Genomic DNA, 24178 nt, shown 5'->3' on the forward strand with positions numbered 1-24178 from the left:
TGGAGACTGCTCGAATCTGCGATCAGGCGCCGATCGCTTCGGCGACCTGCGTATCGACGATCTGCCCGTCGTGCGTGACGACCGAGCCTTTGACGATCTCCTTGCTGAAATCGAGATTGAGCTGTCCGTCTTTCAGCAGATAGAGAATGTATTTTTCGACGTTGCGCGAGAACATCTGGCTCGCGTCGCGTGCCGCTTCGCTCGGCAGATTGGTCGGGCCGAGCACGAGCACGCCGGAGTCGGTCACCTCCGTGTCCGGTTTGGTCAGCTCGCAGTTTCCACCCTGTTCGGCGGCGAGGTCGACGATCACAGAACCGGGGCGCATGCGGCGGGCCATCGCGGCGGTCACCAGGCGCGGCGCGGGCCGGCCGGGTATCAGCGCGGTCGTGATGCAGACGTCGGCCTTCTCGAGATGCGTGGCGATGACTTCGTTGGCGCGCTTCTGGAAATCCTCGCTGACTTCTTTGGCATAGCCGCCGGCGGTCTGGGCGTCGGCGGTCGCGCCGACGTCGATGAACGTGGCTCCGAGGCTCTCGACCTGCTCCTTGACGACCGGCCGCACATCGTAAGCTTCGACTACGGCGCCAAGCCGCCGGGCGACGCCGATAGCGACGAGGCCGGCAACGCCGGCGCCGAGGATCACGACGCGGGCAGGCTCGACGCGACCGGCAGCGGTCATGAACAGCGGGAAAAATTTCGGCAGATGATTGGCGGCGGTGATGACGGCCCGGTAGCCCGCCACGGTTGCCTGCGAGCTGAGAACGTCCATCGACTGCGCCAGCGTCGTGCGCGGGATCCGGTCGAGCGCGATGGCGGTAACCGAAGCGTCGCGGAACCCGCGAACCACGTCGTGCTGGACGAGAGGGAAGAGCAGGCTGATCGACGCCGCTCCCTTCTTCACGCTCTGCAGGGCACCCGCCTGGGGCACATTGATCTGAACGATCGTGTCCGCGGCCGAAAGCAGCGCCTCTCGCGTATCGACGATTGCCGCCCCTTGGGCCCGGTATTCGTCGTCCGAGAACCCGGCCGGAGTCCCGGCGCCGGCCTGAACGACGATTTCCGCTCCCTTGTGGGTCAGACGCTTGACGCTTTCGGGAACCAGCGCGACTCGGCGCTCGCCCGGACGGGCTTCCGTAACCACCCCGATTTTCATCGGGCGGCAACCTAGCCGAGGCACTGGAAAATCCAAAAAGCAGAAGGCGGTACGACTCGCGTCGCACCGCCTTTCCGTTTCGGCAGGGGGAGGAGAGAACCCGCCTGATCAGCGGACCGTGCCGAAAACTCCTGTTGGTCAGCCCGCCGCGTCGACGGCGTCGATCCGGCTTTCGACGTCGAAGCGATCGAACCGACCATCGTCGTGGCTCGCCGGCCGGCGGCCGGAAAGGCCGATGATCCGCGGCGATTTGCGGACCTTCCGTGCGGTTCGCTTGCGCAGCGGCGCGAGCCCGGCGCGGATGTATTCGGCGCTCACGCCGAGCACGTCGCAGATATTCTCGAAGGAGAACGGCCACTCGCGCTCGTTCGAAAAGATCCATTCGGCGGCATCGCGGTGCAGGTCTTCGCCCTGGGGATCGCGTGCGAGCGCATACTTCTGAAAGCATTCGACGGCGTCGCGGAGGATCGCGAGCATCAGGCCGCGCTCGTTCATTGCGCCGGCCTCTTTGCCGAGACCGGCAAAAAACTGCTCGGGCATGAGAGCGTCGGGTTCGAAAAGCTTCGCGGTATTGTCAGCCATTGTCATTCCTCTTGGGGCCTCTGACGCCCATAGGGAATGAATATTCTCGATTTTCCTCAGGTTCTGCGCAGAAACTTGCCGCGGTGCTTCCCGACGGCAGCAGGGTCCGTCCGGTTTCAGCGACCGCGAAGGCGATCGACGGCTCGGCGGTCGCGTTTGGATGGCCTCGAAGCGGCCGGCTGGAACGATCCACGGTCGGCTTTGAGAACCGCCGCCAGCGCTTCGCGGGCGGCGATGCTCTCCGGGCTCTCCTCATAAAGGAGGCGCGCCTCGGGAGCCCCGCGGCGCACGGCGGAGACCGAGCGCACCCGGACGACGTGGGTGTAAGGGCCGATTACGACTGCAATTTCGTCGTCCGGTTTGACGATATGCGCGGCCTTCGCGCGGTTGCCGCCGATTTTGACGTGGCCGGCCGCGATCGACTGGCTCGCGATCGACCTTGTCTTGAAAAACCGTGCTGCCCACAGCCACTTGTCGAGCCGCACTGAAACCGATCCATCAGTTTTTTCCGAGCCCATGCCGCCGGCATCGTAATCCTTCGGCCGGTTCCAGGGGAACAGGAAACGAAGAAGAAACGAAGGAAGAAACCTCTCGTCCCCGCCCGGGCAGTTGACGGACCGCTGCCGCGAACCTAGGGTCCACCCTCATGGCAGTTCGGCGCGTCGAACCCGATGAAGCGGCCCAGCTCATCGAAGAAGGCTGGACCTATCTCGACGTGCGGTCGGTTGCCGAGTTCGCAGAGGGCCACGCGCCCGGCGCGTACAATATTCCACTGCTCGATTTCGAGCCGGGCCAGGGCCTCAGGCCGAACCCGAACTTTCTTCTGGAAGTGCTCGCGGCGTTTGAGCCGGAGCAGCCTCTGGTTGTTGCGTGCAAAGCGGGTGGACGCTCGGCGCGCGCAGCGGCGATGCTCGCCGAATCCGGGTTCAGCAACCTTGTCGACATGCGCGGCGGTTTCTACGGCGAGGTCTCGCCCGACGGCACCGTCGCATGCGCGGGATGGGCACCGCGCGGACTGCCGGTGGTCTCCGGTGACGAACCGGGTCGCAACCACGTCGATCTTCGCAAGCTTCCGGTCTGACGGCTCGCCGCGTTACGGCGTGACGACTGCGCCGCTCGCGGGCTGACGGAAGAACTTTCCGCTCGAACGGACCAGCCGCTCAGCACCCAGGTGCATCTCCGCCTCGATGACGAGGTAGCGCGCATGCGCATCGCTCGCGACACGCGAGCGAACGACGATCTCGCGTTCGACCGGGCACGGACGCTCGTAACGCACCTGAAGCTCGCCGGTAACGACGCGGACGCCGGCAAGGAATACCGCTGCTGCACAGGAGAACTCATCGAGGATCGTTGCCACGATGCCGCCGTGCGTGATGCCCGGCGCGCCGTGAAATCGATCCGGCACGCGGCACGTGCCGACGATCTCATCCCTCCCGTCGATCTCGCTCGGGCCGCGGAAAAAGCGCAGCTGGAGTCCGTCCGGGTTGAGCTTCGAGCAGCCGAAGCAGCCGCCGTCGCCAAACGGGAAGACGAGCTCTTCGAGCTCGGTCTTCCCGGGGCGGTTTGTCTGCGGGTCCATCGCGCGCGCTCTTACGTGAAATCGAACTGCCGACCAAACCCGTGTATCCGGACAAGGCAGCATGTCGGAAACCATTCGCATCGAAGCCCGCGAGTCTCTCGCGACAGTGGATCCGGCTGCCTGGAATCGCCTGGTCGGAGAGGACGATCCGTTTCTCGAGCATGAGTTTCTGGTCGCGCTCGAGGAAACCGGCGTGGTCGGGCCGGGAACACCGTGGCAGGCCCGTCACATCACGGCGTGGGACGCAGGCCATCTGGTCGGCGCGATCCCGTTCTACCTGCGCTGGGATTCGTACGGCGAGTACATTTTCGACTTCGGCTGGGCGGAAGCCTACGCGCGTGCAGGGCTTCGCTACTATCCGAAAGGAGTGGCCGCCGTGCCGTTCACGCCTGTTTCCGGCGCACGGATCCTGGTTGCGCCCGGAGCGGCACTGGATGCGAACCCGGTCGCGTGCGGGATGGTCGACGGTCTCACGCGCCTCGCCGAGCGCCTGGAGCTATCCGGAGTCCACGTGCTGTTTCCGAGGGAAGCCGAGCACGATTTTCTTGTTTCGCGCGGATTCCTGTCGCGCGTCACGCATCAATATCACTGGGAAAATCGCGATTACCGCAGCTTCGACGATTATCTTGCCGACCTGCGTTCGAAGAAGCGCAAGCAGGTCCTGCATGAACGCGCCGATGTCGCGGCGCAGGGAATCGAGATCGAGGTTCTCGACGGCGACCGGATCACGGAAGAGCACGTCGATGCGATCTGGAAGTTCTACGTCGCCACCGCGGCCCGCAAGTGGTCGCAGCCGTATCTGGTGCGCGCGACGTTCGAGCAGCTTGCCCGCACGTGGCGGCGGCGGCTCGTGCTCGTGCTGGCGAAGAAGTCCGGCCGCTACGTGGCCGGTACGTTCAACGTCCGCGGAAAAAATTCGCTGTTCGGACGTTACTGGGGATCGATCGGCCAGTTTTCGTCGCTGCATTTCGAATGCTGCTACTGGACGCTGATCGAGTACGCGATCGCCCACGGCATGCGGCTCGTCGAAGCGGGCGCCCAGGGTGAGCACAAGTTCCTGCGCGGCTTCAACGCGCGTCCGACCTGGAGCGCCCACTGGATTGCTCACCCGGGCGGCAGGCGCGCAATCTCGGATTTCCTCGAGCGGGAGCGCGAGCAGAACGAAGCGATGATCGACGGTTATAACCGCGTCTCGCCTGTCAAGAGCGAGAGATCGCGCTTTTGAGCGATCCTTTGCGTGGAAGTCCGGGCCAGCGAAGTCCGCACCTCGGGAATTCCGGCCGCCTGCGCGTTGCACGCAGAAGCTCTGCATTGACCACGGTCCGCTGCGCATTAGAATCGATAAACATGTCCGAGCCCGAAACTCCTGTCCGCCGCTCCGAGGGACAAATCGTCGTCCAGGAGCGGAGCCGCGTGAAGCGCCCCCCGATGTATGCGGTGGTGCTGCTGAACGACGACTATACGCCCATGGAGTTCGTGGTCTGGATCCTCCAGACGCTGTTCTTCAAGCCCCGCGACGAAGCCACGCGCGTGATGCTGCAGGTGCATCACGAAGGGAAGGGCATCGCCGGCGTCTACACACACGACGTGGCTCGAACCAAGGCCGTGCAGGTCGAGCAGCTCGCACGCAAACACGAACACCCGCTCGCCTGCCTGATCGAGGCCTGCGAGGGATGAGGACGAAGCGCGCGAAGACGGGAAGAAGTATGAGCGCGTGAGCGCGAAGGCCGGAAGAAGCGCGTGAGCGCGAAGGCCGGAAGAAGCGCGAGAGCGCGAAGGCCGGAAGAAGCGCGAGAGCGCGAAGGAAAGGAAAAAAGCGATGCTGATTTCCGAAGAGCTCGAAAATACACTCCAGCGCGCGGTCGATCGCGCGAAGGCCAGCCGCCATGAGTTCGTTGCGCCCGAACATCTTCTGTTCGCGCTGACGTCGGACAAGGTCGCGGCCGACATCCTCTTCCACTGCGGCGCCGATCTGGTGGCGCTGCGCACCGCGGTCGATGCGTTCCTCGAAAACACCATGCCGTCCTTTCCGTCGCACGTGGCGGCACCCGACGGCTCGACGCCGGATCCGAGCTACACGCTCGGCTGCCAGCTGGTGCTGCAGCTCGCTGCGTCGCACGTGCAGTCGTCCGGCAAGGAACAGATCGACGGCGGCAACGTGCTGGCGGCGCTCTTCCGCGACGAGGAATCGCACGCGGCCTACTTTCTGAAGAAGCAGGGCGTGCTGCGGCTCGACGTCGTGCGCTACATCTCGCACAAGGTTTCCAAGATCGGTTCGCGAAACCTTCCGGCCGAGGAAGGCGGCGGCGGCATCGGCGCCGGCGAGCGCGAAGCCGACGGCGTCGGTGCCGTCGAGGATCCTCTCGAAGAGTTCTGCACGAACCTCAACCGAAAAGCGGCCGAGGGCCGCCTGGATCCGTTGATCGGCAGGAAGAGCGAGCTCGAGCGCACGGTGCACATCCTGGCCCGGCGCCGAAAGAACAACCCGATCTTCGTCGGCGATGCGGGCGTCGGAAAAACCGCGATCGTCGAAGGCCTCGCGTTGCGCATCCACCAGGGCGACGTTCCCGAGTACCTGAAGGACGTCACGATCTACGCGCTCGACATGGGCGGCCTGCTCGCCGGCACGCGCTATCGCGGCGACTTCGAGGAGCGGCTGAAGGCCGTCATCGACGGCATCAAGCAGGACCGCGATCGCCGCATCCTTTTCGTCGACGAGATCCACAACATCATCGGCGCCGGAGCGGTCTCCGGTGGTGCGATGGATGCATCGAACATGCTCAAGCCGGCGCTCGCCAGCGGCGAGATCAAGTGCATCGGCACCACGACGTACAAGGAATACCGGCAGATCTTCGAAAAGGACCATGCGCTGTCGCGGCGCTTCCAGAAGGTCGACGTCGGCGAGCCGACGATCGAAGAGTCGGTCGAGATCCTGAAGGGTCTCCAGACCCGCTACGAGGAATTCCACGGCGTCGCCTACGCGCCAAACGCAGTGCGCGCCTGCGTCGAGCTGTCGGCCAAGCACATCAACGACCGCTTCCTGCCCGACAAGGCGATCGACGTGCTCGACGAAGCCGGAGCGGAAGTGAAGCTTCGCGCGAGCCGGCTCGCCGGCGAGCCTGCGCTCGTGACCGCGAGCACGTCGGCCGCCGCCGTTGTCGAAGAAGATCCCGAAGCGCCCGGCGAAGTCGTCATCGAGACGATCGAGGCAGCTGCACCGCCGCGAAATGCCGGCGCGCGGCCGGGCGACGCGGCCGCTCCGGCCCGCAGAGTCCCGCGCGTGACCAGCCGCGACATCGAGAACGTGGTCTCGCGCATCGCCAAGGTCCCCACGCGCAGCGTGAAGGTCGACGATCGCAAGCGGCTCGAAAGCCTTGGCCGCGATCTCAAGCTGACGATCTACGGGCAGGATGCCGCGGTCGAGCAGGTGGTCGCGGCGATCCAGCTCGCTCGAGCAGGGCTCGGAGAGCCCGACAAGCCGATCGGCAGCTTCCTGTTCGCCGGTCCGACCGGCGTCGGAAAGACCGAGCTCGCCAAGCAGCTCGCGAGCGCGCTCGACATCGGCTTCGTGCGCTTCGACATGAGCGAGTACATGGAGAAGCACGCGGTCTCGCGCCTGATCGGCTCGCCGCCCGGCTATGTCGGCTTCGACCAGGGCGGCCAGCTCACCGAAGCGATCCATCGCAACCCGCACGCAGTGCTGCTGCTCGACGAGATCGAGAAGGCCCACGCCGACATCGACAACGTGCTGCTGCAGATCATGGATTACGCGACGCTGACCGACAACAACGGCAGGAAGACAGACTTCCGCAACGTGATCCTGATCATGACGACCAACACTGGCGCGCGCGAAGGCCTCGCCAACGCGATCGGCTTCGAGCAGACGAGCGATTTCGCCGGCAAGTCCGACAAGGCGATCGAAAAGGCGTTCGCTCCCGAATTCCGCAACCGGCTCACGGCCGTCGTGCAGTTCCGTTCGCTCGGCATGGAGATCGCCGAGCAGATCGTCGAGAAGATGATCGCCGAGCTCGAGACGCGGCTGAAAGCGCGCGGCGTGCACCTGACGCTCGATCCGACCGCACGCACGTGGATCGCGCGCAAGGGCTACGATGCCAAGTTCGGCGCACGCCCGATGCGACGGCTGATCGAATCGGAGATCTCGCACAAGCTCAGCCACGAGATCCTGTTCGGACGCCTGGCCAAGGGCGGCGACGTCGTGATCAAGGCGGGCGACGAAGGCCTCGTGTTCGAGTTCTGACGCCGGCACGTCGATGCAGCGCTGGCGCGAGTACGAGCTTCCGGGCGGCTGGACCGTTCTCGCCGGACGCACCGAGTCCGACAACGATTACCTGTCGATCAAGCTCGCGCGTGCGAACGACTGGTGGTTCCACGCGCGTGCGGTTGCCGGTTCGCACGTGCTGCTTCGCTCGCGCGACGATGCGGAGCCGGACAAGGCCACGATCGAAGCCGCCGCAGCCATCGCAGCGTGGCACAGCAAGGCGAGGGCAGGCGGCGTCGTGCCGGTTTCGTGCACGCTCGCATCCAACGTGACCAAGCCCCGCGGCGCGGAGCCGGGCACCGTCACGATCCGCAAGGAGCGCGTCCTCAAGGTCCGGCCGGCGCTTCCGGCCGGTTCCGCTCAGGGATAAGGAACGCCTGTGGCTGCATCCGGGAACGACGCCGAGCCTCGCCGGGTCGTCACGTCGTCGATGATCGGCATGGCGATGCCCGACGTCGCGCGCTGGTCGGAGCGTGTCACCGTCGTGCTCGGCCAGAATCCGGGGCCGTTTACCGGGCCCGGCACCAACACGTACATCGTCGGCACCGGAGCGCAGCGCCTGCTGCTCGACACCGGACAGGGTATCGACCGCTACGGCGAGCTTCTTGCCGGTGCGCTCGCGGAGTGCGGCGCTTCGCTCGATCGCATCGTGCTCACGCATGCGCATCCGGACCATATCGGCGGCGTCGAGCAGGTGCGCGCGCGCCACGGCGACCTGCCGCTCCGGAAGATGCCGCTGCCGGCTAGTGATCGCGGACTGGCCGTCGAGCCGCTCGGCGACGGAGACATCGTCGAGGTCGAAGGCGCGACGCTCGAGGCGGTCTGGACGCCCGGCCATGCGAGCGACCATCTCTGCTTCGTCCTGCGTGAAGAGAAGGTCCTGTTTACCGGCGACATGGTTCTCGGCGCCGGCACCACGGTCATCCCGCCCGACGGCGACCTCGGCGACTACCTCGATTCGCTGAGAAGGCTGCTCGCGCTCGACATCGACCGGATTTTTCCCGCGCACGGCCCTGCGATCGAGGAGCCGAAGCGCAAGATCGAAGAGTATCTCGCGCACCGGGCGCTTCGCGACGAGCAGATTCTGGCCGGCCTGCGCGACGGCGTGCGCCGCACCGAGGATCTGGTGCGCCGCATCTACACCGACGTTCCGGAGTTCCTGCACCGCGCGGCAGGAGTTTCGGTCGAATCGCACCTGCGGCGCTTTGCGAAGCAGGGCCGCGTCGCGCGCGAAGGCGAAGACTGGGTGCTTCGCTGAGCTCCGCGCTTAGTCGAACAGCTGCAGCTGCCTGTCTGCTTCGCGCACGCCGCCGGCGACCGTAACGGAGGCAGGAGCGAGCACTGCCGGCGCCGGCTGATCGGGCCGCGGCGGAATCAGCGGGATGGGCGCAACCTCCGAATCCGGTCCGTTCCATGCGTGAAACTCACGCAGCCACGCAAACCCGTGACAGTTGGCCTTGGTCTCGTGATCGCGTTTTCGCTGGCCGCTGTGGCAGAGGAAATGCCAGAACTCGTGCCCCGCGACGAACACCAGCAGGTCGTCGGCGGTCTCGAAGCGCTCCTCGTGCCACACGAGACGATAGGGCAGGCCGCCGAGACGACGGTCGGTGCGCGCCGTGGTGCCGACGCCGTACGCAGCGGAGCGTGGAAAGCGCAGGCGCTGCTTGATCGCCAGCACCATGCGCTGGTCGTCCCAGCGGTAATATCCGTTCACGTCGCGCCCGCGCGCTCGAGTGAACTTGATGTGGACCGAGAGCGAGCCGGTGTCGACGAGCGCGGCCTTGGCGCGCACGAATGCTTCGCCCCTTTCGAACCGGCCGGTGAAGTTGCGGATTTCCACGACGGAAACCGTATCTAGCACGGCCGACGATGCCGTGCGCATCGGGCGGTGCACGAGCGGTCGCCGACGGGTCGGGACGCTTCCTGGAGAAGCGTCCCGACCCGCCGGGAAAGGCCGATTACTTGCTGAAGCAGTCGGTATCGAGCTGCGCGCCGTTCGGATCGGTCGCATCCGGAACGATCGTCGCGCATTCGTAGAAACGGAGCTGCGCGTTGCGCAGGCCGTTGTTGTCGTAGTTCCAGTAGTAGTCCTCGAGCTTCGAGTCGAACAGCGACACGCGGTCGAGCGTGCCGTCGCCGTCGACATCGTTGTAGATATACAGCAGGTCCTTGCTGACGTTCGTGAAGCTCGACTTGCCCTTGCTTCGCAGCAGCGTCATCGACGTCGTCGAGCACACCGTGCTGCCGTCACTCGGATCGGTCGCGCATGTCGTGGTCACCGAGCTGCCGCCGGGCTTGCCGAGCGCACGGGCGAACACCGAGTAGGTCGTCGAGCCGTCGTTGTCTGCATCCGGATTCGGAAGCTGGAAGGCCGAGTCGCCGTCGGTGCAGTTGCCGTCGAGCACCGTGAAATCGCCTTCGGCCAGCCCGATTTTGCAGTTGCCCGACAGCGGCACGAAGATCGTATGACGCTGCGAGTCGGTAAGATCCGCGAGCTTCGGTTTGGAAGCGCCGATCAGATTGAGGTTGAAGTGCGAGCCGCTCGGCGCGCCGTTTCCAGCGTGAGCCGCACCTGACATCGCCAGCGCGAATGCGCCGGACGCAAGATACACGAATCCTGTCCCCACCTTTTTCATCCTTCTTTCTCCTGTCTTTGTTGTTGCTAAGCCGTGCAGTGTTTCCGCACGGGACTGTCCCCGAACCCGCGGCTACCCTGACGGGTCATTGCATGCGCCGCAACACCTGGCGTGAATGGGTGACAAAAAATTCGCTGGTGGGTGGGTGCAAATTCTCGTTGCCCATGACCATCAACGATGTTTCTCCCGATGACTCGCGTGAACGACAAAACCGCCGACGATTCCCGCGAGCAGGAATCTGAAGACTTAGAGCGTCATCGGTTCGACGAAGACGCGCCCGATCCGAACTCCGCGGACGCGCTCGATCCGAACAATCCGCTCGATCCGGACTCCGAAGTCGAAAGCCAGCCTCTTGATCCGGAAGAAGGACTCGCCGCAGCGGCGGTGCCGTCGCTTCTCGGGCGTGTCAGCGGCACCGGCCTCGCGACCGGACGGGAAATCTGGCGGCTCGCGATCCCGATCATGATGTCGCAGGTGCTGGTCACGGCGGTCGGCGTCATCGACATCGCGATGGTCGGCCGCCTCGGGCCGAAGCAGGTCGCAGCCGTCGGCTATGCGACGCAGCTGTACTTCATGTCGCAGTCCGCGCTGTTCGCGGTCGGCTTTGCGTGCGTCGCGCTGATGGCCCGTGCGATTGGCGCCGGCGACCGGGCGAGGGCCCGGGCTGCGCTGGCCGCTTCGCTGATCGTCGCGGTCGCGACGGCGTCGGTCGTGGCCATGGTCATGCTGTTCGCGCCGCGGCAGGTGCTCTCGCTGCTGAACGCGGCGCCCGACGTCGTCGAGCTCGCCGTGCCGTACATGCAGCTGCTGTTCGCATCGTCGATGCTGCTCGCGGTCTCGCTGACGCTGGAGCATGGCCTGCGCGCCAGCCGCGACACGCGCACGCCGATGCGCGTCTCGCTCGTCGTCACGCTCGTCAAGATCGCGCTCAATTTCGTGCTGATGTTCGGCGTGGCGGGCATCGGCGGGCTCGGCGTGGTCGGCGCCGGCGTGGCCACGCTCTTGTCGCAGATCGTCGCGATCGTGCTGTTCGGCATCGTCATTCGCCGCCAGGATCCGGAGGGGCCGATGGCGCTCCGGCGGGCGGACCTCGTTGCCAGCCGCGGCCTGCTGCGCGACGTGATCCGGGTCGCGATGCCGGGAGTCGGCGAGCGCGTAGTGCTCAACCTTGCGCTGCTCGGATACTTCGCGACGCTCAGCTCGTACGGCACCGTTGCAATTGCCGCCTACACGATCGGCGTGCGCGTCATGGCGTTCTCATGGATTCCAGGCACCGGCTTCGGCGCCGCAGCCGCGACGCTCGTCGGGCATGCGCTCGGTGCCGGCAAACCTGACGATGCCGAAAGCACCGGCTGGCTCGCCGCACGCATCGCGCTGTTCGCCGCGGTCGTGCTGGCCTCTGTCGGCGCGCTGGCGCGCGAGCCGCTCGCGCGCATGTTCACGAACGACGCGGCAACCATCGAAGCGCTCGGACCGTTCATGCTCGTGCTGGCCGCGGCGCAGCCGATGATGCAGGTGCATTTCACGCTCGGCGGCGCTTTCCGCGGAGCCGGCGACACGTGGACTCCGCTCGTCGGTGCCGCGCTCGGCAACTGGGGTTTTCGCGTGCCGCTGGCCGCGCTCGCGGCGTCCTGGCATCTGCCGCTGGTCTGGCTGTGGACGGTGCTGGTCTTCGACCACGTTGCGCGAATGGTCCTGCTCGCGTTCGAGTTTCGCCGCGGTGCGTGGAAACGCCGCGCGCTACGGGTTCGGCGCAGCGTGTGACGAGATCTCGCTGACGGCGGCCGAAAGTGCGTCGAGCTGGCTCGCGGCGACGCCCTGCGGGCCAAGGTTGTCGCCGAAGGCCCTTCGTACTTCGACGATGCTGAGCGGCCTGTCGATGGCGAGAACGATGCGCGCGATCTTTTCGGTGATTCGCGCGAGCGCCGGACGCAGCTCGGTATCGAGCGCATAGATCCGGCGGCTGCCGGGCTGCCGCGCGGGCTGATCGGCGTTCGCATCCACTGCAGCGGCGCCCGGTGGCGCGGCGCCGGGCGGCGCCTGTTGTGTACCGGCGACAGGCGCCGTCTTTTGGGAACCGGCGCCGGCCGCCTGTGCGGAACCGGCGTCGGACGCTCTTCCGGAAGACGCAGCGGTCGCGTGCCCGGACGCCGCATCCGGCGCGTTCGCGGAACCGGACGAACGGCGAAGAATCACGCCGGGGCGTCTCTTCGCATCCTCGTCGGCCAGGCCCTGCTGAACCGATTTGCCCATCGCGATCAGCACTTCGAACAACCGTTTCGTTGCCGGCTCGGGCGGCGCGGTGCGACCGTTTCGCGATGCTGCGTCGGCCACGGCGCGCGCGCCAGCATCGAGCACGGCGGCTTCCTGCGTCTTGTCCTCGATCGGCCGCCCGGCCTCGTGCTTGGCGTCATAGACCATCGGCATCAGCGACTGGCGCTCGACGATTGCACTCGACAACGCGGCGAGAGGCTCGGCCGTCGCGAGCTTCTCGTCCGACGTCGGCTCGGTGCTGCCTCCACCGAAGTAGCGGGCGCGAAGCTCGCCGAGCGTGCCGTCCTTCTCGCGGGCGAGAAGCCACAGGTCGAGCTCTTCGGCGAGAGCGCCGCGCGCGGCCGGCAGTAGATACGCCTTTCGGTCGTTGGTGAGCGGGCCGATGCGCACGACGCCCTTCAAGCCGGCGGTCCAGACTTTCTCCTCGAAACTGTCGGTGATGACGGCGTCGAACGCGCGGTCGAGCAGCGCCATGCGCACGGCGTCGTTGTCGGCGACGGCGACGATCTCGGCGCGACGGAATGCACGCCGGGCGACGCTTTCGAGATGGCCTCCGGCGTTGACGGCGACCCGGCGAGACGGGCGGTCGAGGTCGCTCGCGGTCGTGACTCCCGAGCCGTTCCATGTGATTGCGACAGCGTGCGTAGCCGCCACCGGCACGCTGTAGCGGCCGCTGATGGAACGCTCGGCGCGCATCGTCACGCCGCTCATGGCGACGTCGAACGTGCCGCGCGAGAGCTCGCCGCCGAGCTCGGGCCAGCGGAAACGCACGAGCTCGAGAGCGTAGCCCTTGTCGCGGGCAAACCGCCGCGCGACCTCGACATCGAAGCCGTCGAGCGAGCCGACGGATTCGGTCGGCGCGGATGCCTCGGTCGACACGAAGCTGAACGGCGCGTAGTCGCCGGACGTCGCGACTCGCAGCGTTCTGGCAGCGGGCGGATTTTCTGAGCGCGCGTCAGGCGCGGGCAGCAGGCAAGCAAGCGCGATGAGGACCGCAGCAAGCCGCCGCGCTCCGGCGGCAGCTCCCGCACGAACGCGTCGGTGACCTATTTCCACGCCACCAGGTAGACGACCCAGGCAGGATCGGCATCGCCGCGCGCACGCCGGCGATACACACCGTTGCCATCGCCGGTCTTCTTGTCGGTGGCTTCCCAGAATACGTCGGACGAGGAGAAGCCCGCTTCGGCGAGCAGCTCGCGAAGCTCGGGCAGGCTCCACAGGCGCCAGTCGTACGTGAACGCGTTTTTCAGCTCCGACCCATCCTTGAAGCGGAAGTGGATCGCATAGCGGCAATGATGCGAGACCGGGTCGAAGTCGATGTGGTCCCAGACGTACTTGAACTTCCCGTGCGATGTCTCTTCCTCGCGGTTGTCCTCCATCATCTCGGAGCCGCCGAGGACGTCGAGCACGAGCATGCCTTCGCTCGCCAGGCAGCGGCGTACGTGGCGGAAGTACGCTCGCAGGTCGTCGCGCGTCTCGAAGCAGAAGTACGAGAAATTCTGCGCGGCGACGATCTCGGCCTTCGAGTTGGTGGTGCGCACGTCGCCATGGACGAGGCGAAGCCGCGACGACTGGTCGTCGGTGAGCTTGCTGGCAAATCGCTTCGTGCCCCAGGCCAGCGGCTCTGCGTCGAGATCGACGCCTGTCGCGCGCCGTTCGGCGCCGCTGCGGACCCACTCGTAGCAGACCGCGGCCGTTCCGCAGAAATCCTCCCGGAGCGTGAGCGGCCTGCGCCCGTACTGGCTGCGAAACGCACGGTCGAAGAACGCGACTTCGATGTCGGGCGACTGCACCGAACGCACGTACAGGTCGTACTTGTCGGCGGCCGCGGCCATCGATGCGCGCGTTCCGTTCGAGCTTCGTGCGGAGGTCTTCTTAGGGGACTTGCTGCTGCGGGACATCGCGGCTCTGTAGCGGGAGCACGCGTCGAAGCATAGCGTCGGACGGCCGCTGCGGTGCACTCTGCACCCGGTCACGGCCGGTCGCTGACGGGGACAACGGCGTCAGCCGTTGCCGACTCGAGCTACGAACAGGCGAGAAGCCCAGCCGAGACTTCGCACGCCAGGTTCATCGTCGTCCCGCAATCCCCGGTGACGGCGTCGCCGATGAGGATCTGCATGTCGACGGAGTCACGGCCGTCGAGAAACGACAGGTCGGTATCCTTCAGGCGAAGGCGGATCTTCGCGAGCGACGCGGCCGGTTTGAAACGTACCACCATGGCTGCAATTCCGCCCGATGTCGCCGCGAGCGCGCTATCGGCGGGTGCGAACAGGAACGTCGTGCCGGCGTCCTTGCGGTCGACCCATCCCGAGGCTGCGGCGAAGCTCTCGTGAAGGAGCCCGCCGGCGCTGTCGAGGAAGCGCACCGCCGCACCGGTCTGGGTGGGGCGGCTTGCCAGTCCGGCGTCGACGTACGCGCTGAACACCAGCGCATCCTCGCCGCCGCCGCGAAGATGCGCCTTGAACCGCGGCGAATAGAGTGGGGCATAATCTGTAGAGTCGAGGCAGACGCCGGCCGAGCACTGCCCGTCGGCCGAGCACGCGTCGCCGTCGTCGCACGATGCGGAGTTGTTCGGATGCGTGCACGATCCGCTGCCGTTGCAGACGTCGTTGGTGCACGCATTGACGTCAGCCGCGCACAGCGAGCCGGCTGCGTCGAACTTGCAGTCGGCGCGGCAGCAGTCTCCGTTCGAGTTGTTGCCGTCGTCGCACTGTTCGCCCGAGTTGAGCGTGCCGTTGCCGCAGTTGGTCGGGATCGCGTCACCGATGCACGACGCGAGCTGCACGACAGGGTCGATGCTGGCCTGGCTGCACGCGGAAAACGCTTCGGTGAGCGAGCTGTAGACGACGGGCCACATCACCCAGCCGATCGGCGTCGAGACACAGGGCGAGCCGCTCTGCCCGTCGTGGTACGCGCCGAGCGAGTGGCCGAGCTCGTGTCCGGTCAGCAGGGTCATCAGGTGCAGGTTGGTATTGAAGTCCTGCGCGATACTCGCCGCGTAGAAGCTGTCGCAGACCGTCCCGAGGTACGCGATGCCGATGACGTTCTGGTCGAGATCGCGGCCGGTGAACAGGTGCGTGATGTCTCCGGCTCCGAGCGTTGCCGGATGCGACTCGCGTGCCTCGGCGAGGCTCGACAGCAGCGTTCCGCTCGCCGTCGAAGACGACAGCGGCTCGGTGCCCGCGCTCTGATAGATGACCGTCTGCACGATCGAGACCGTCACACCGATGCTCGTTGTGTAGAACGACGCGACCTGATCGACGATCGACTGCATGTAGGCCGACGTATCCGCGCCGTGCGCTGCGTAGAACGCGTGATCGGCGACCAGCGTGAGCTCGACGAGGCCCATCGTGTCGGTCACCGCGGATTCGGCGGCAACCCCGGCGGCGCCGCCGTCCTGCAAAGCGCCGAGCGCTGCGATCGGTGCCGACTCGGCGGCGCAGGTGCCGGGATCGGCGCTGACGTCGATGTCGCTCTTGCGGTAGACGATCGTGTCTTCTGCCCTCGCGCCATGCTCGTAGCGGCGCAGCGGCTCGAACAGCCACGTTTCTCCCGCCGTGGTCACGCTGCCGACCGCAGACGATCCGGCGATCGCAACATGGACTTCGGAGTCGGGATCGTCGGCGAGGTGACCGCGATAGACCAGCGACTCCGACGGCTGCCGATGTTCACCGTCATCGTCGACGACGATGGTCTGCGCACCCGCGGCTACGACCGGCGACGGCTCGAGCACGAGATCGAACGCGCGCGCCGCAGTCCTGATCCGCAGATGCGTATGTCCGTCGGGGCCGGGGACTCGCGATCCTTCGACGGATGCCGCGTCGTGCTTTCGAATCGACGACGGAATTTCCGCGCTCGACGCAGTCGCACCAGCGATCACGATCGCGACAGCGAACGCGCTGTGGCGAACAAGGGTGGGTTGATATCGACTCGCGCAGAGATCCGCGAGGCGCCGGAAAAACGTCGGAGAAAAATTCGTCATTTGGAGGAGCGGTGATGGTAACACGCGAACGAGCGATAGGAACGCAGAATCACGCAAAATTGCCGCACCCGCATTCGATCCACCGCATGGCGCAGCGCAGCAGCAACGAGAGGTTTTAGCGCACGTAAAGTTGTCGCGTCTTGCGGAGGATGGCTCGAAGCTGCGTGGCGACCGACGTCGGGCCGCTACGCCGCGTGCATCTCAACGCCTCGCTGCTACGCGCCGGTCATTTCAACGCCCGGCGGCTACGCGCCGTGCATCTCAACGACCAGCCGCTACGCGGCGTGCATCTCAACGACCAGCCGCTACGCGGCGGTCTATGCGCCGATCGATTGCGTCGAAGAAGCCGCTGAGGATGCGGAAGACGAGCCAGCGCAGCGGTTCGGGCGGAAGCGGGAGTGTTTTTCGCTTCCACAGCGTGGCGCCCGGGCCGTCGCGGCCGGCGGCAAGGTCGGACAGCATCCGTCCGGCATAGCTCGCCATCGCGATGCCGTGGCCGGCGTACGACATCGAATAGAGGATCCGGCCGTGCGCGCCGGCGCGTCCGACGACGGGCAGGAAGTCGAGCGCAAAGCCGATGCGCCCGCCCCACACCGACGCCACTTCGACTTCGGCGAGCTCGGGAAATCGGCAGCGCAGCACCGCTTCGAGCCGCAGCGTGACGCCTGCATCGCGATCCGGCAGCAGGCGGCCGTGATAGCCGTAGCGAACGTGCTTGGCTCCGCCGACGATGCGGTTGTCGCTGGTCAGTCGCCAGCTCTCGAGCGCTTCGTGTGCCGTGTAGATGCCTTCGCGACCGTGCCAGCCGACGCGGCGTAGCTGCTCGGGCGTCAGCGGTGCGGTCTGCAGCAGCTGCACGTAGACCGGCAGGATCCGCGACTCGAGCTCACGCGGCAGCGCGAGTCCGAGCGCGTAGGCGTTGAGCGCGAGCACCAGAAGGTCGCCGGTTGCCGACCCCTCGCGTGTTCGCACGCGCGGCGTGGCGCCGTCTTCGATCGAGATCGCCGGCGAACGCTCGTAGATCTCGACGCCCGCGCCGATGGCAGCGCGGCGCAGTCCCTGCACGTAGCGACCGGGATTGAGAATTCCGCCATGGCTTTCGTGAAATCCGCGAAGGAACGAACCCGGCAGTCCGCGGCGCTGCATCTCCGCGTGCTCGAGGAGCTCTCCGGGAAGCCCGAGCACGCGCGCGGCTTCGGCCGCTCGATCGACGGCGCCGAACTGCTTCGGATGCACGGCGGCGATCACGTTGCCGACCGGCTCGTAGTCGCATTCGATCGCATGGGCCGCGAGCAGCCGTTCGACTTCCGCGATGGCAGTGTCGGCCAGAGAGACGAATTGCGACGTTCGTTCCTTGCCGAACAGACGGAGCAGGGTCGGTACGTCCTTGCCGATCGTCGGTGTCAGATGTCCGGCGTTCCGGCCGCTTGCGCCGAAGCCGCAGGCCTGGCCTTCGATGAGCACGACGCGCATGCCTTCGGAGCGCAGCGCGAGCGCGGTGGACAGGCCGGTGTATCCGCCGCCGACGATGACCGCATCGGCGTGGACGTCGCCGCGAAGCACGGGCGCCGGCGTGGCCGCTTCGACGAGCCACGGGCTGACCGCCGCGGCAGCGCGCTCGATGCTCGCGCTGCCGGTCAATGGACGTCCTCGCTGCCGCTCACTCGACTTCCTGTCGCGATGCTCCGGCGCGGTACGGCTCCTCGAACGCAACGAAGTCCTTCTCGGCGATCGCATCGCGAATCCATTCCGAGACGGAATCGAGCCGGGTGATCTCGGAGGCGTACGACTCGATGCCGGCCGGTACGGGAAGCGCATACGTGCGCAGGCGCATCACGACGGGTGCAAAGTACGCGTCCGCTGTCGAGAATTTCCCGAACAGAAACGGACCGCCGTAGTCGGACAGAAGCTCGCTCCACAGCATGACGATGCGGTCGAGATCGGCGCGCACGCCGTGGTGCTCGCTGAGCACTCTTGCGCCAACCTCCGGGAGGGACGCGTCGATGTTCATCGGGCAGTGCGTTCTCAGGTCGGAAAAACCGGAGTGCATTTCGGCGCACACGCTTCTGGCCCGCGCGCGGCGCTTGGTGCGCCTCGGCCACAGGCGTTTGTCCGGGAAGCGTTCGGCCAGATACTCCGCGATCGCGAGCGAATCCCACACGTGGAGCTCGCCGTCGACGAGGACCGGCACGCGTCCGGCGCCGCTCACACTTGCGATCTCGGTCTTGAATTTCGATCCGGGTGAAAACCCGTCGAAGCGCAGCATCACTTCTTCGAACGGGATGCGGGCCTCTTTCATGAGCACCCACGGACGCATCGACCACGACGAATAGTTCTTGTTTCCGATGAAAAGCTTCACCCGCGGCATGCGACGACACTAGCCGCTTGTTGATTCCGGGTCACGGGGGAGGGCGCCGTTCCGGGCCGGACGATGCCCCGGGCTGACCCGGGCTGGCGATCGATTTCGATACGGGCTGGCGATCCGTTCCGATAGGTCTGGCGATCCATTCCGATACGGTCTGGCGATCCATTTCGATACGGGCTGGCGCCCTGGTCGCCCCTTCTCTAAAAGGACCCGGCGCGCTGTGGCGGCTTTTCGATGGACGTACCTGGATTTTCTGATTTGCCGTTTCTGCCGTCGATCGTGACCCGCGCGGATGTGCCGGAGGATCTCGCGGCGGTCCAGACCGTCGATTCGCGTGCGGAAACGTCGCCGGTCGAGCTGGGCCTCGACCCCGATGCGGCCGAAAACATCTGGGCCTCGGCGCTGCGCTGGTACCGCACAGGCATCCATCCGGCCATCTCGATCTGCATCCGCGTGCGCGGCCAGGTGCTGGTCCGCCGTGCGATCGGCTACGCCCACGGCGGCGGTCCCGGCGATCCGCACGGCACGCCGAAAGTGCGGGCGACGCCGGAGACTCCGTTCAACGTCTTCTCTGCGTCCAAGCCGATGCCGGCGATGATCGTCCACCTTCTCGATCAGCGCCACCTGCTGCACCTCGACGATCCGGTCTGCGAGTACATTCCGGAGTTCGCCCAGCACGGCAAGGAATGCGTGACGATCCGCCACGTGCTCACGCATCGCGCGGGGATCCCGACTCTTCCCGATGCGGCCATGGACCTGACGCTGCTCGAGGACATCCAGAACCGCGAGGCGATCAAGATCCTGTGCGATGCGCGGCCGACGTCGCGCGCGGGCGGGAGGCTCGCCTACCACGCGGTGACCGGCGGCTTCCTTCTCGGCGAGATCGTTCGCCGCATCACCGGGAAGAACATCCGCAACGTGGTCGAAGAAGAGCTCTGCAAGCCGCTCGGCTGGCGCTGGATGAACTTCGGCGTCAAGCGCCGCGACGTCGACAAGGTCGCGCGCAGTTATTTCACGGGGCTGCCGCTGTTTCCGCCAATCGGCGCAATCGTGCGCGGCATTCTCGGTCTCGATTTCGTCGAAGCCGTCGAGCTCTCCAACGATCCCCGCTACCTGATGGCGGTTCTGCCCGCCGCCAATCTGATCGCGACGGCCGACGAGCTCTGCGAGTTCTACCAGCTGCTGCTCGAAGGCGGCACGCTGCGCGGAAAGCACATCTTCGAGCCGCGCACCGTCTGGCGCGCGACGTCCGAGCAATCCTACAACGAGCTCGACTTCACGCTCGGCATTCCGCTGCGCTACGGCATGGGTTTCATGCTCGGCGGCGAGTACCTCAGCATGTACGGCTTCGGCAGCCATCACGCGTTCGGCCATCTCGGGCTGACCAATGTCGTGGCGTGGGCCGATCCGGAGCGGCACCTGTCGGTCGCGATCATGACCAGCGGAAAGCCGGTGATGTATCCGGAGATGTTCCGCGCGATCTCGCTGGTCTACGCGATCGCCGCCGCCGTCCCGAAAGACGATACCGTCCCGACCCGTCCATACGTGGACGTGCGGCCGCGCGCGGCGAAGAGGGCTGCGAAACCCGTTCGGAAGAAGAAGACCGTTCGCAGGGTCGAGTCGAAACCGAACAGGAAAAAGAGCGCGCGCTGATCCGTCGTCGCGCTGCCCGGCAGCACGCGCCGGCGAGCGCGCGGCGCTATTTCGTCTTCGGCGGCGGAGGCGGCAGCAGCTCGGCCGCCGAGAACACCACGTCCGGATACGCCTCGATCGTGACCGGCTGCTTTCCGGTCACACGCAGGAAGCTCATGTACTGCGACTTCCAGCGGTCGGGCGCGCTGTACGCTTCGACGCGGCGATCGCGCACATTGACGATCCAGTAGCACGGCACTCCCGCGCGCGCGTAGATGGCGGCCTTGGTGATGCGATCCTGCACGACCGACGTCTCGGCCACCTCGACGATCAGGTCGGCGCGCGTCGGATGCTTCTTCGCGTAGTCCTCGAGCTTGCCGGGAACCACGGCGAGATCCGGCTCCGGCGCGCTGTCGCGGCCGGCGAGAAACGACATCTGCACGCGCACGACGACGTCGCGGCCGAGCTTCTCCGACAGCACGGTGCCGACACGATGCACGGCAAGAAGGTGAGGAGATGTCTGCGGTGCCATCGCAACGATGAGGCCGTCCAGCAGCTCGCAGCGATCGTGCGCAGCGATGACACCCTTGCGGGCGAGCTCGAAGTAGTGCTCGACGCTGTAACGTCCGGATTTCGGTGCGCTGTGGATCATGGCTGCATCATAACGCTCGACGCATGTGGGGCAAGAGACAACCCCCGCATGTGTGCCGGACGTCGGCGACCCGCCGTCGCGCTCTCGCGCAAAAATGAACGGTCGTCGTTGCGCCTTTGCAACTTCTCAGGTTGGCCTGCCGCTCCGCGTCGTATGCTCATCGCAGTGCCAGCCTCTGCGGCTCGACGGTCGCGGCGCGGGCGTTCTGCGACGAGCGCCGCTTGCCGACTCCGCTCGGCAGCACGGCCAGAAAATTGGTGACGTGATCGAACAGGCGATCCGCATGCGCGCGGCGATAGGCGACGAACTGCGGCACCAGCGCTGCGTCGAGAAGCTGCATGAAGATCGCTTCGTCGAGATAGCCTTCGTCGACGGCATTCCTGATCGTGGGCCACGTCTTCGGTGTACGTCCGGAGGATGCGGACGGCGCGGCAGGCGGACGGTCCGCTTCGGGCCGGTAGCTCGCGAGCGTGGTCCGCACCAGGTAGCGCTCGCGCTCGAGCGGCGACCACTTCGCCCACTCGTCGTCGATCTTTTCCTTGTGCAGCGTCTTTTGCGGTCTTGCTGCGGCGGCGGATGGCCGCTCGCTGAGATCGGCGCGGCGCAGCTCGCGCGTGCCGAGACCGATCGCATAGGCGATCCATCCACGCGAGTTGGCGATTTCCTTTACCGGATCGAGCTCGAGATCGAGATGCCCGTAGACTGCGCGCGCGACCGGCTTGCGCTCGTACTGCCGCAGGAAAGTTCCGCCGCGGCTGTCGGTCGCTTTTCGAAGCGCGGCCCAGCAGGTTTCGCAGGTCGGATCGCTCACCACGGCCAGGACGGACTGCCGCCAGCTCTCTTCGTCGTTGCCGAGCCCGGTTTCGACGTACGAAAGGTAGCGGTGCCCGTCGCGCTCCCACGGCTCGATCGCAAGGCCGCGCGTAAGCATCTGCTTCGCGGCGTCGAGGTTGCCGTCGCGAAGCTCGACATCGCCAGCGTCGATCCACCAGCGCGCGTTGCCCGGACAAATCGCGAGAGCTTCGGCGAACCTGCTGCGCGCGTCTGTGCGCTGTCCGGCAGCGAGAAGCTCCTCGGCGATGCTGCCGGAAGTCGCCGCGTCGTCGCTGCAGTCGTAACGCGGCTCGGGCAGGAGGCGATTGGCGGCGAGGTCCAGCTCGATGGCCTGATCCATCGTATCGGTCGCGGCTCCGAGCGCGGATTCGAGCGGCGACGCGTCGGATGCGAGCGCGCCGGCGGGTGCATCCGGCACCGGCGGCACGGGCGGGATCGCCGGCACGCAACCGGCGGACATCAGCATCAGAAGACCAAAGACCGCGGCCGGCTGCGGCCGGAACGCGCGGTGATCGCGTCGAAGCATGTTGTACGAACCCCCCTGAAGCCGGCGTCGCAACCGCATGCGATACGTCGGGCGTCATCCGGACAAGCGGCCCCAGCGTTCCGGATGGCCCAATGGTAGCGCGCGGGATTTCTCACGCAAAGGGAAAGCGGTGCTTTTCGCGGGCGACGACCCGGCGCGGTGTGCGGATTCTTCTGGTCGTCCTTCCGGTCGTCCCGCCGGTCGTTCTGCCGGTCGGGACGTCAGATGTGGATCGAACGCCCGTCGACGCCGAGCGCGGCTTCCTTGAGCGCCTCGGCAAGCGTCGGATGCGCGTGCACCGAGCGCGCGATGTCTTCGGACGTGGCTCCGAATTCGATCGCGACGGCCGCCTCGGCAATCAGCTCGGACGCGTTGGCCCCGACGATATGGATGCCAAGCACCGTGTCGGTCGCCTTGTCGGCGATGATGCGCACCGCGCCTTCGGTCTCGCCGGTGCAGCGCGCGCGCGGCGTGGCGGTGAACGGAAAGGTTCCGATGCGCACGTCGTAGCCCGCGGCTTTCGCGGCTTCCTCGCCGAGCCCGACGCTGGCGAGCTCCGGCCACGTGTAGACCACCGATGGAATCGCCTGGTAGTTCACGTGTCCGGCAATGCCCGCCATGCGTTCGACGCACGCGATGCCTTCTTCGGATGCCTTGTGCGCGAGCATCGCACCGGCGACGACGTCGCCGATCGCGAAGATCCCCGGAACGCTGGTCTCGAAATGCGCGCCGACGGTGATGCGGCCGCGCTCGTCGGTCGCGACGCCCGCTTCGGCAAGGCCGAGACCTTCCTGGAACGCGCGGCGGCCCACGGCAACCAGCACGACGTCGTAGCTTTCGGTCGTCTGTTTGCCGTCCTTGCCTTCGATCGTGACCTTGACGGCTTTGCTCGCCACGTCCGCGGAAACGGCGCGGCTCTCGAGCAGGATCTCGATGCCCTGCTTGCGAAGCGACCGCTCGAGAAGCTGCGCGCTGCGGCGGTCGGCGCCCGGCACGATCTGGTCCATCAGCTCGACGATGCGCACCTTGGATCCGAGGCGTGCCCACACCGAGCCGAGCTCGAGACCGATGGCTCCGCCGCCGACGACGAGCATGCGCGCCGGCACAGTCTCGAGCGCGAGCGCTTCGGTCGACGACAGGATGCGCTTGCCGTCGAACGGCATGTGCGGGAGCCCGATCGGCACGCTGCCGGTTGCGATCAGGATGCGCGGAGTTTCGAGCTCGCCGTCGTTCTCGCCGCGGACTTCGACGATGCCGGATGCCGCAGCGGCAGCGCCCGGCGCTGCCGCTGAAGAAGCTGCGCCTGCCGGCGGCGCCGCGGCAATCCGGGCGCGCCCGTGCCAGACGTCGATCTTGTTCTTCTTCATCAGCCCGAGCACGCCGCGCGTCAGGCCGTCGACCACGTCCGTCTTGCGCGCCATCATGCGCGCAAGGTCGAGCTCGACGCCGGCCACGCCGATTCCGTGCACGGCCAGGCCTTCGCGTGCCTGCGCATACAACTCCGACGATTCGAGCAGGGCCTTGCTCGGGATGCAGCCGACGTTGAGACAGGTGCCGCCGAGCGGGCCGTCCTTCTCGACGACGGCCGTCTTCATGCCGAGCTGTGACGCGCGGATGGCCGCCTGGTAGCCGCCGGGACCGGCTCCGATCACGACGAGGTCGTAACGCTGCTTGGGCAAGGTGT

General features: G+C 66.5%; 22 protein-coding genes. 8 read left to right on the top strand and 14 right to left on the bottom strand.

The genetic code is table 11. The annotated features are described in order from the left end of the window. Positions 1 to 22 precede the first annotated feature (22 nt). The 3 genes from VN634_02735 to VN634_02745 all read right to left on the bottom strand — a co-directional run bounded on the left by VN634_02735 (position 23) and on the right by VN634_02745 (position 2220). Positions 23 to 1153 carry a Re/Si-specific NAD(P)(+) transhydrogenase subunit alpha gene (locus VN634_02735; GenBank protein ID HXC49779.1) on the bottom strand — a complete coding sequence of 377 codons (1131 nt, stop codon included), beginning with the start codon at positions 1151 to 1153 and terminating at the stop codon, positions 23 to 25. A gap of 138 nt (positions 1154 to 1291) precedes the next feature. Further along, positions 1292 to 1735: a hypothetical protein gene (locus VN634_02740; protein ID HXC49780.1), complete on the bottom strand. Its 444-nt coding sequence runs from the start codon at positions 1733 to 1735 to the stop codon at positions 1292 to 1294. Positions 1736 to 1851: 116 nt separating this feature from the next. After that, entirely contained in the window at positions 1852 to 2220 is a 369-nt protein-coding gene (locus VN634_02745) for an RNA-binding S4 domain-containing protein (protein ID HXC49781.1), read from the bottom strand. Between the two features lie 161 nt (positions 2221 to 2381). Between VN634_02745 and VN634_02750 the strand changes: the two genes are divergently transcribed. Beyond that, on the top strand, positions 2382 to 2816 hold the full coding sequence (locus tag VN634_02750) for a rhodanese-like domain-containing protein (protein ID HXC49782.1): 435 nt from the start codon (positions 2382 to 2384) through the stop codon (positions 2814 to 2816). Positions 2817 to 2828: 12 nt separating this feature from the next. Here VN634_02750 and VN634_02755 read toward each other — a convergent pair whose 3' ends face one another. Then, positions 2829 to 3314 carry a PaaI family thioesterase gene (locus VN634_02755; protein HXC49783.1) on the bottom strand — a complete coding sequence of 162 codons (486 nt, stop codon included), beginning with the start codon at positions 3312 to 3314 and terminating at the stop codon, positions 2829 to 2831. Positions 3315 to 3375: 61 nt separating this feature from the next. On the opposite strand from VN634_02755, the gene VN634_02760 reads away from it, so the two are divergent. The 5 genes from VN634_02760 (at position 3376) to VN634_02780 (ending at position 8851) form a co-directional block, all read left to right on the top strand. Further along, positions 3376 to 4539: a GNAT family N-acetyltransferase gene (locus VN634_02760; GenBank protein HXC49784.1), complete on the top strand. Its 1164-nt coding sequence runs from the start codon at positions 3376 to 3378 to the stop codon at positions 4537 to 4539. A gap of 122 nt (positions 4540 to 4661) precedes the next feature. Further along, on the top strand, positions 4662 to 4991 hold the full coding sequence (clpS, locus tag VN634_02765; GenBank protein ID HXC49785.1) for an ATP-dependent Clp protease adapter ClpS: 330 nt from the start codon (positions 4662 to 4664) through the stop codon (positions 4989 to 4991). 142 nt (positions 4992 to 5133) lie between these two features. Then, positions 5134 to 7572 (top strand): ATP-dependent Clp protease ATP-binding subunit ClpA, encoded by a 2439-nt coding sequence (gene clpA / locus VN634_02770; GenBank protein HXC49786.1) that lies wholly within the window; start codon positions 5134 to 5136, stop codon positions 7570 to 7572. Between the two features lie 13 nt (positions 7573 to 7585). Next, complete coding sequence (locus tag VN634_02775; GenBank protein HXC49787.1) at positions 7586 to 7963, top strand: NFACT RNA binding domain-containing protein; 378 nt, start codon at positions 7586 to 7588, stop codon at positions 7961 to 7963. 9 nt (positions 7964 to 7972) lie between these two features. Continuing rightward, positions 7973 to 8851: an MBL fold metallo-hydrolase gene (locus tag VN634_02780; protein ID HXC49788.1), complete on the top strand. Its 879-nt coding sequence runs from the start codon at positions 7973 to 7975 to the stop codon at positions 8849 to 8851. Between the two features lie 9 nt (positions 8852 to 8860). On the opposite strand, the gene VN634_02785 is transcribed toward VN634_02780, so the two are convergent. Together VN634_02785 and VN634_02790 are read right to left on the bottom strand one after the other, a co-directional pair. Then, positions 8861 to 9433 carry a hypothetical protein gene (locus VN634_02785; GenBank protein HXC49789.1) on the bottom strand — a complete coding sequence of 191 codons (573 nt, stop codon included), beginning with the start codon at positions 9431 to 9433 and terminating at the stop codon, positions 8861 to 8863. Positions 9434 to 9551: 118 nt separating this feature from the next. After that, entirely contained in the window at positions 9552 to 10220 is a 669-nt protein-coding gene (locus tag VN634_02790) for a hypothetical protein (GenBank protein HXC49790.1), read from the bottom strand. Between the two features lie 207 nt (positions 10221 to 10427). Here VN634_02790 and VN634_02795 point away from each other — a divergent pair, with 207 nt between their 5' ends. After that, positions 10428 to 11993 carry an MATE family efflux transporter gene (locus tag VN634_02795; GenBank protein ID HXC49791.1) on the top strand — a complete coding sequence of 522 codons (1566 nt, stop codon included), beginning with the start codon at positions 10428 to 10430 and terminating at the stop codon, positions 11991 to 11993. On the opposite strand, the gene VN634_02800 is transcribed toward VN634_02795, so the two are convergent. The 5 genes from VN634_02800 to VN634_02820 form a co-directional block, all read right to left on the bottom strand. After that, positions 11970 to 13559, bottom strand: a complete 1590-nt coding sequence (locus VN634_02800; GenBank protein HXC49792.1) for a transporter substrate-binding domain-containing protein — start codon at positions 13557 to 13559, stop codon at positions 11970 to 11972. The two genes, VN634_02795 and VN634_02800, sit on opposite strands and share 24 nt — an antisense overlap. Further along, on the bottom strand, positions 13550 to 14404 hold the full coding sequence (locus tag VN634_02805) for a class I SAM-dependent methyltransferase (GenBank protein ID HXC49793.1): 855 nt from the start codon (positions 14402 to 14404) through the stop codon (positions 13550 to 13552). Before VN634_02805 ends, VN634_02800 begins: the two co-directional genes overlap by 10 nt. A 122-nt stretch (positions 14405 to 14526) precedes the next feature. Then, a complete protein-coding gene (locus VN634_02810) occupies positions 14527 to 16383 on the bottom strand; it encodes a M12 family metallo-peptidase (GenBank protein ID HXC49794.1) in 1857 nt (618 codons plus the stop codon). A 393-nt stretch (positions 16384 to 16776) separates the two neighbouring features. Further along, positions 16777 to 18126, bottom strand: coding sequence for an FAD-dependent oxidoreductase (locus VN634_02815; GenBank protein HXC49795.1), 1350 nt, complete (start codon positions 18124 to 18126; stop codon positions 16777 to 16779). Positions 18127 to 18145: 19 nt separating this feature from the next. Next, complete coding sequence (locus VN634_02820; protein HXC49796.1) at positions 18146 to 18844, bottom strand: glutathione S-transferase family protein; 699 nt, start codon at positions 18842 to 18844, stop codon at positions 18146 to 18148. Between the two features lie 264 nt (positions 18845 to 19108). Here VN634_02820 and VN634_02825 point away from each other — a divergent pair, with 264 nt between their 5' ends. Then, positions 19109 to 20503 (top strand): serine hydrolase domain-containing protein, encoded by a 1395-nt coding sequence (locus VN634_02825; protein HXC49797.1) that lies wholly within the window; start codon positions 19109 to 19111, stop codon positions 20501 to 20503. A 46-nt stretch (positions 20504 to 20549) separates the two neighbouring features. Here the strand turns inward: VN634_02825 and VN634_02830 are convergent, their stop codons facing one another. From VN634_02830 to lpdA, 3 genes are all read right to left on the bottom strand, one after another. Further along, positions 20550 to 21134 (bottom strand): Uma2 family endonuclease, encoded by a 585-nt coding sequence (locus tag VN634_02830; protein HXC49798.1) that lies wholly within the window; start codon positions 21132 to 21134, stop codon positions 20550 to 20552. 157 nt (positions 21135 to 21291) lie between these two features. Beyond that, entirely contained in the window at positions 21292 to 22494 is a 1203-nt protein-coding gene (locus tag VN634_02835) for a tetratricopeptide repeat protein (GenBank protein ID HXC49799.1), read from the bottom strand. Between the two features lie 221 nt (positions 22495 to 22715). After that, complete coding sequence (lpdA, locus tag VN634_02840) at positions 22716 to 24173, bottom strand: dihydrolipoyl dehydrogenase (protein HXC49800.1); 1458 nt, start codon at positions 24171 to 24173, stop codon at positions 22716 to 22718. Between the last annotated feature and the right edge of the window lie 5 nt (positions 24174 to 24178).

The sequence above is a fragment of the Candidatus Limnocylindrales bacterium genome (assembly GCA_035571835.1).
Taxonomy (GTDB): domain Bacteria; phylum Desulfobacterota; class Binatia; order UBA1149; family CAITLU01; genus DATNBU01.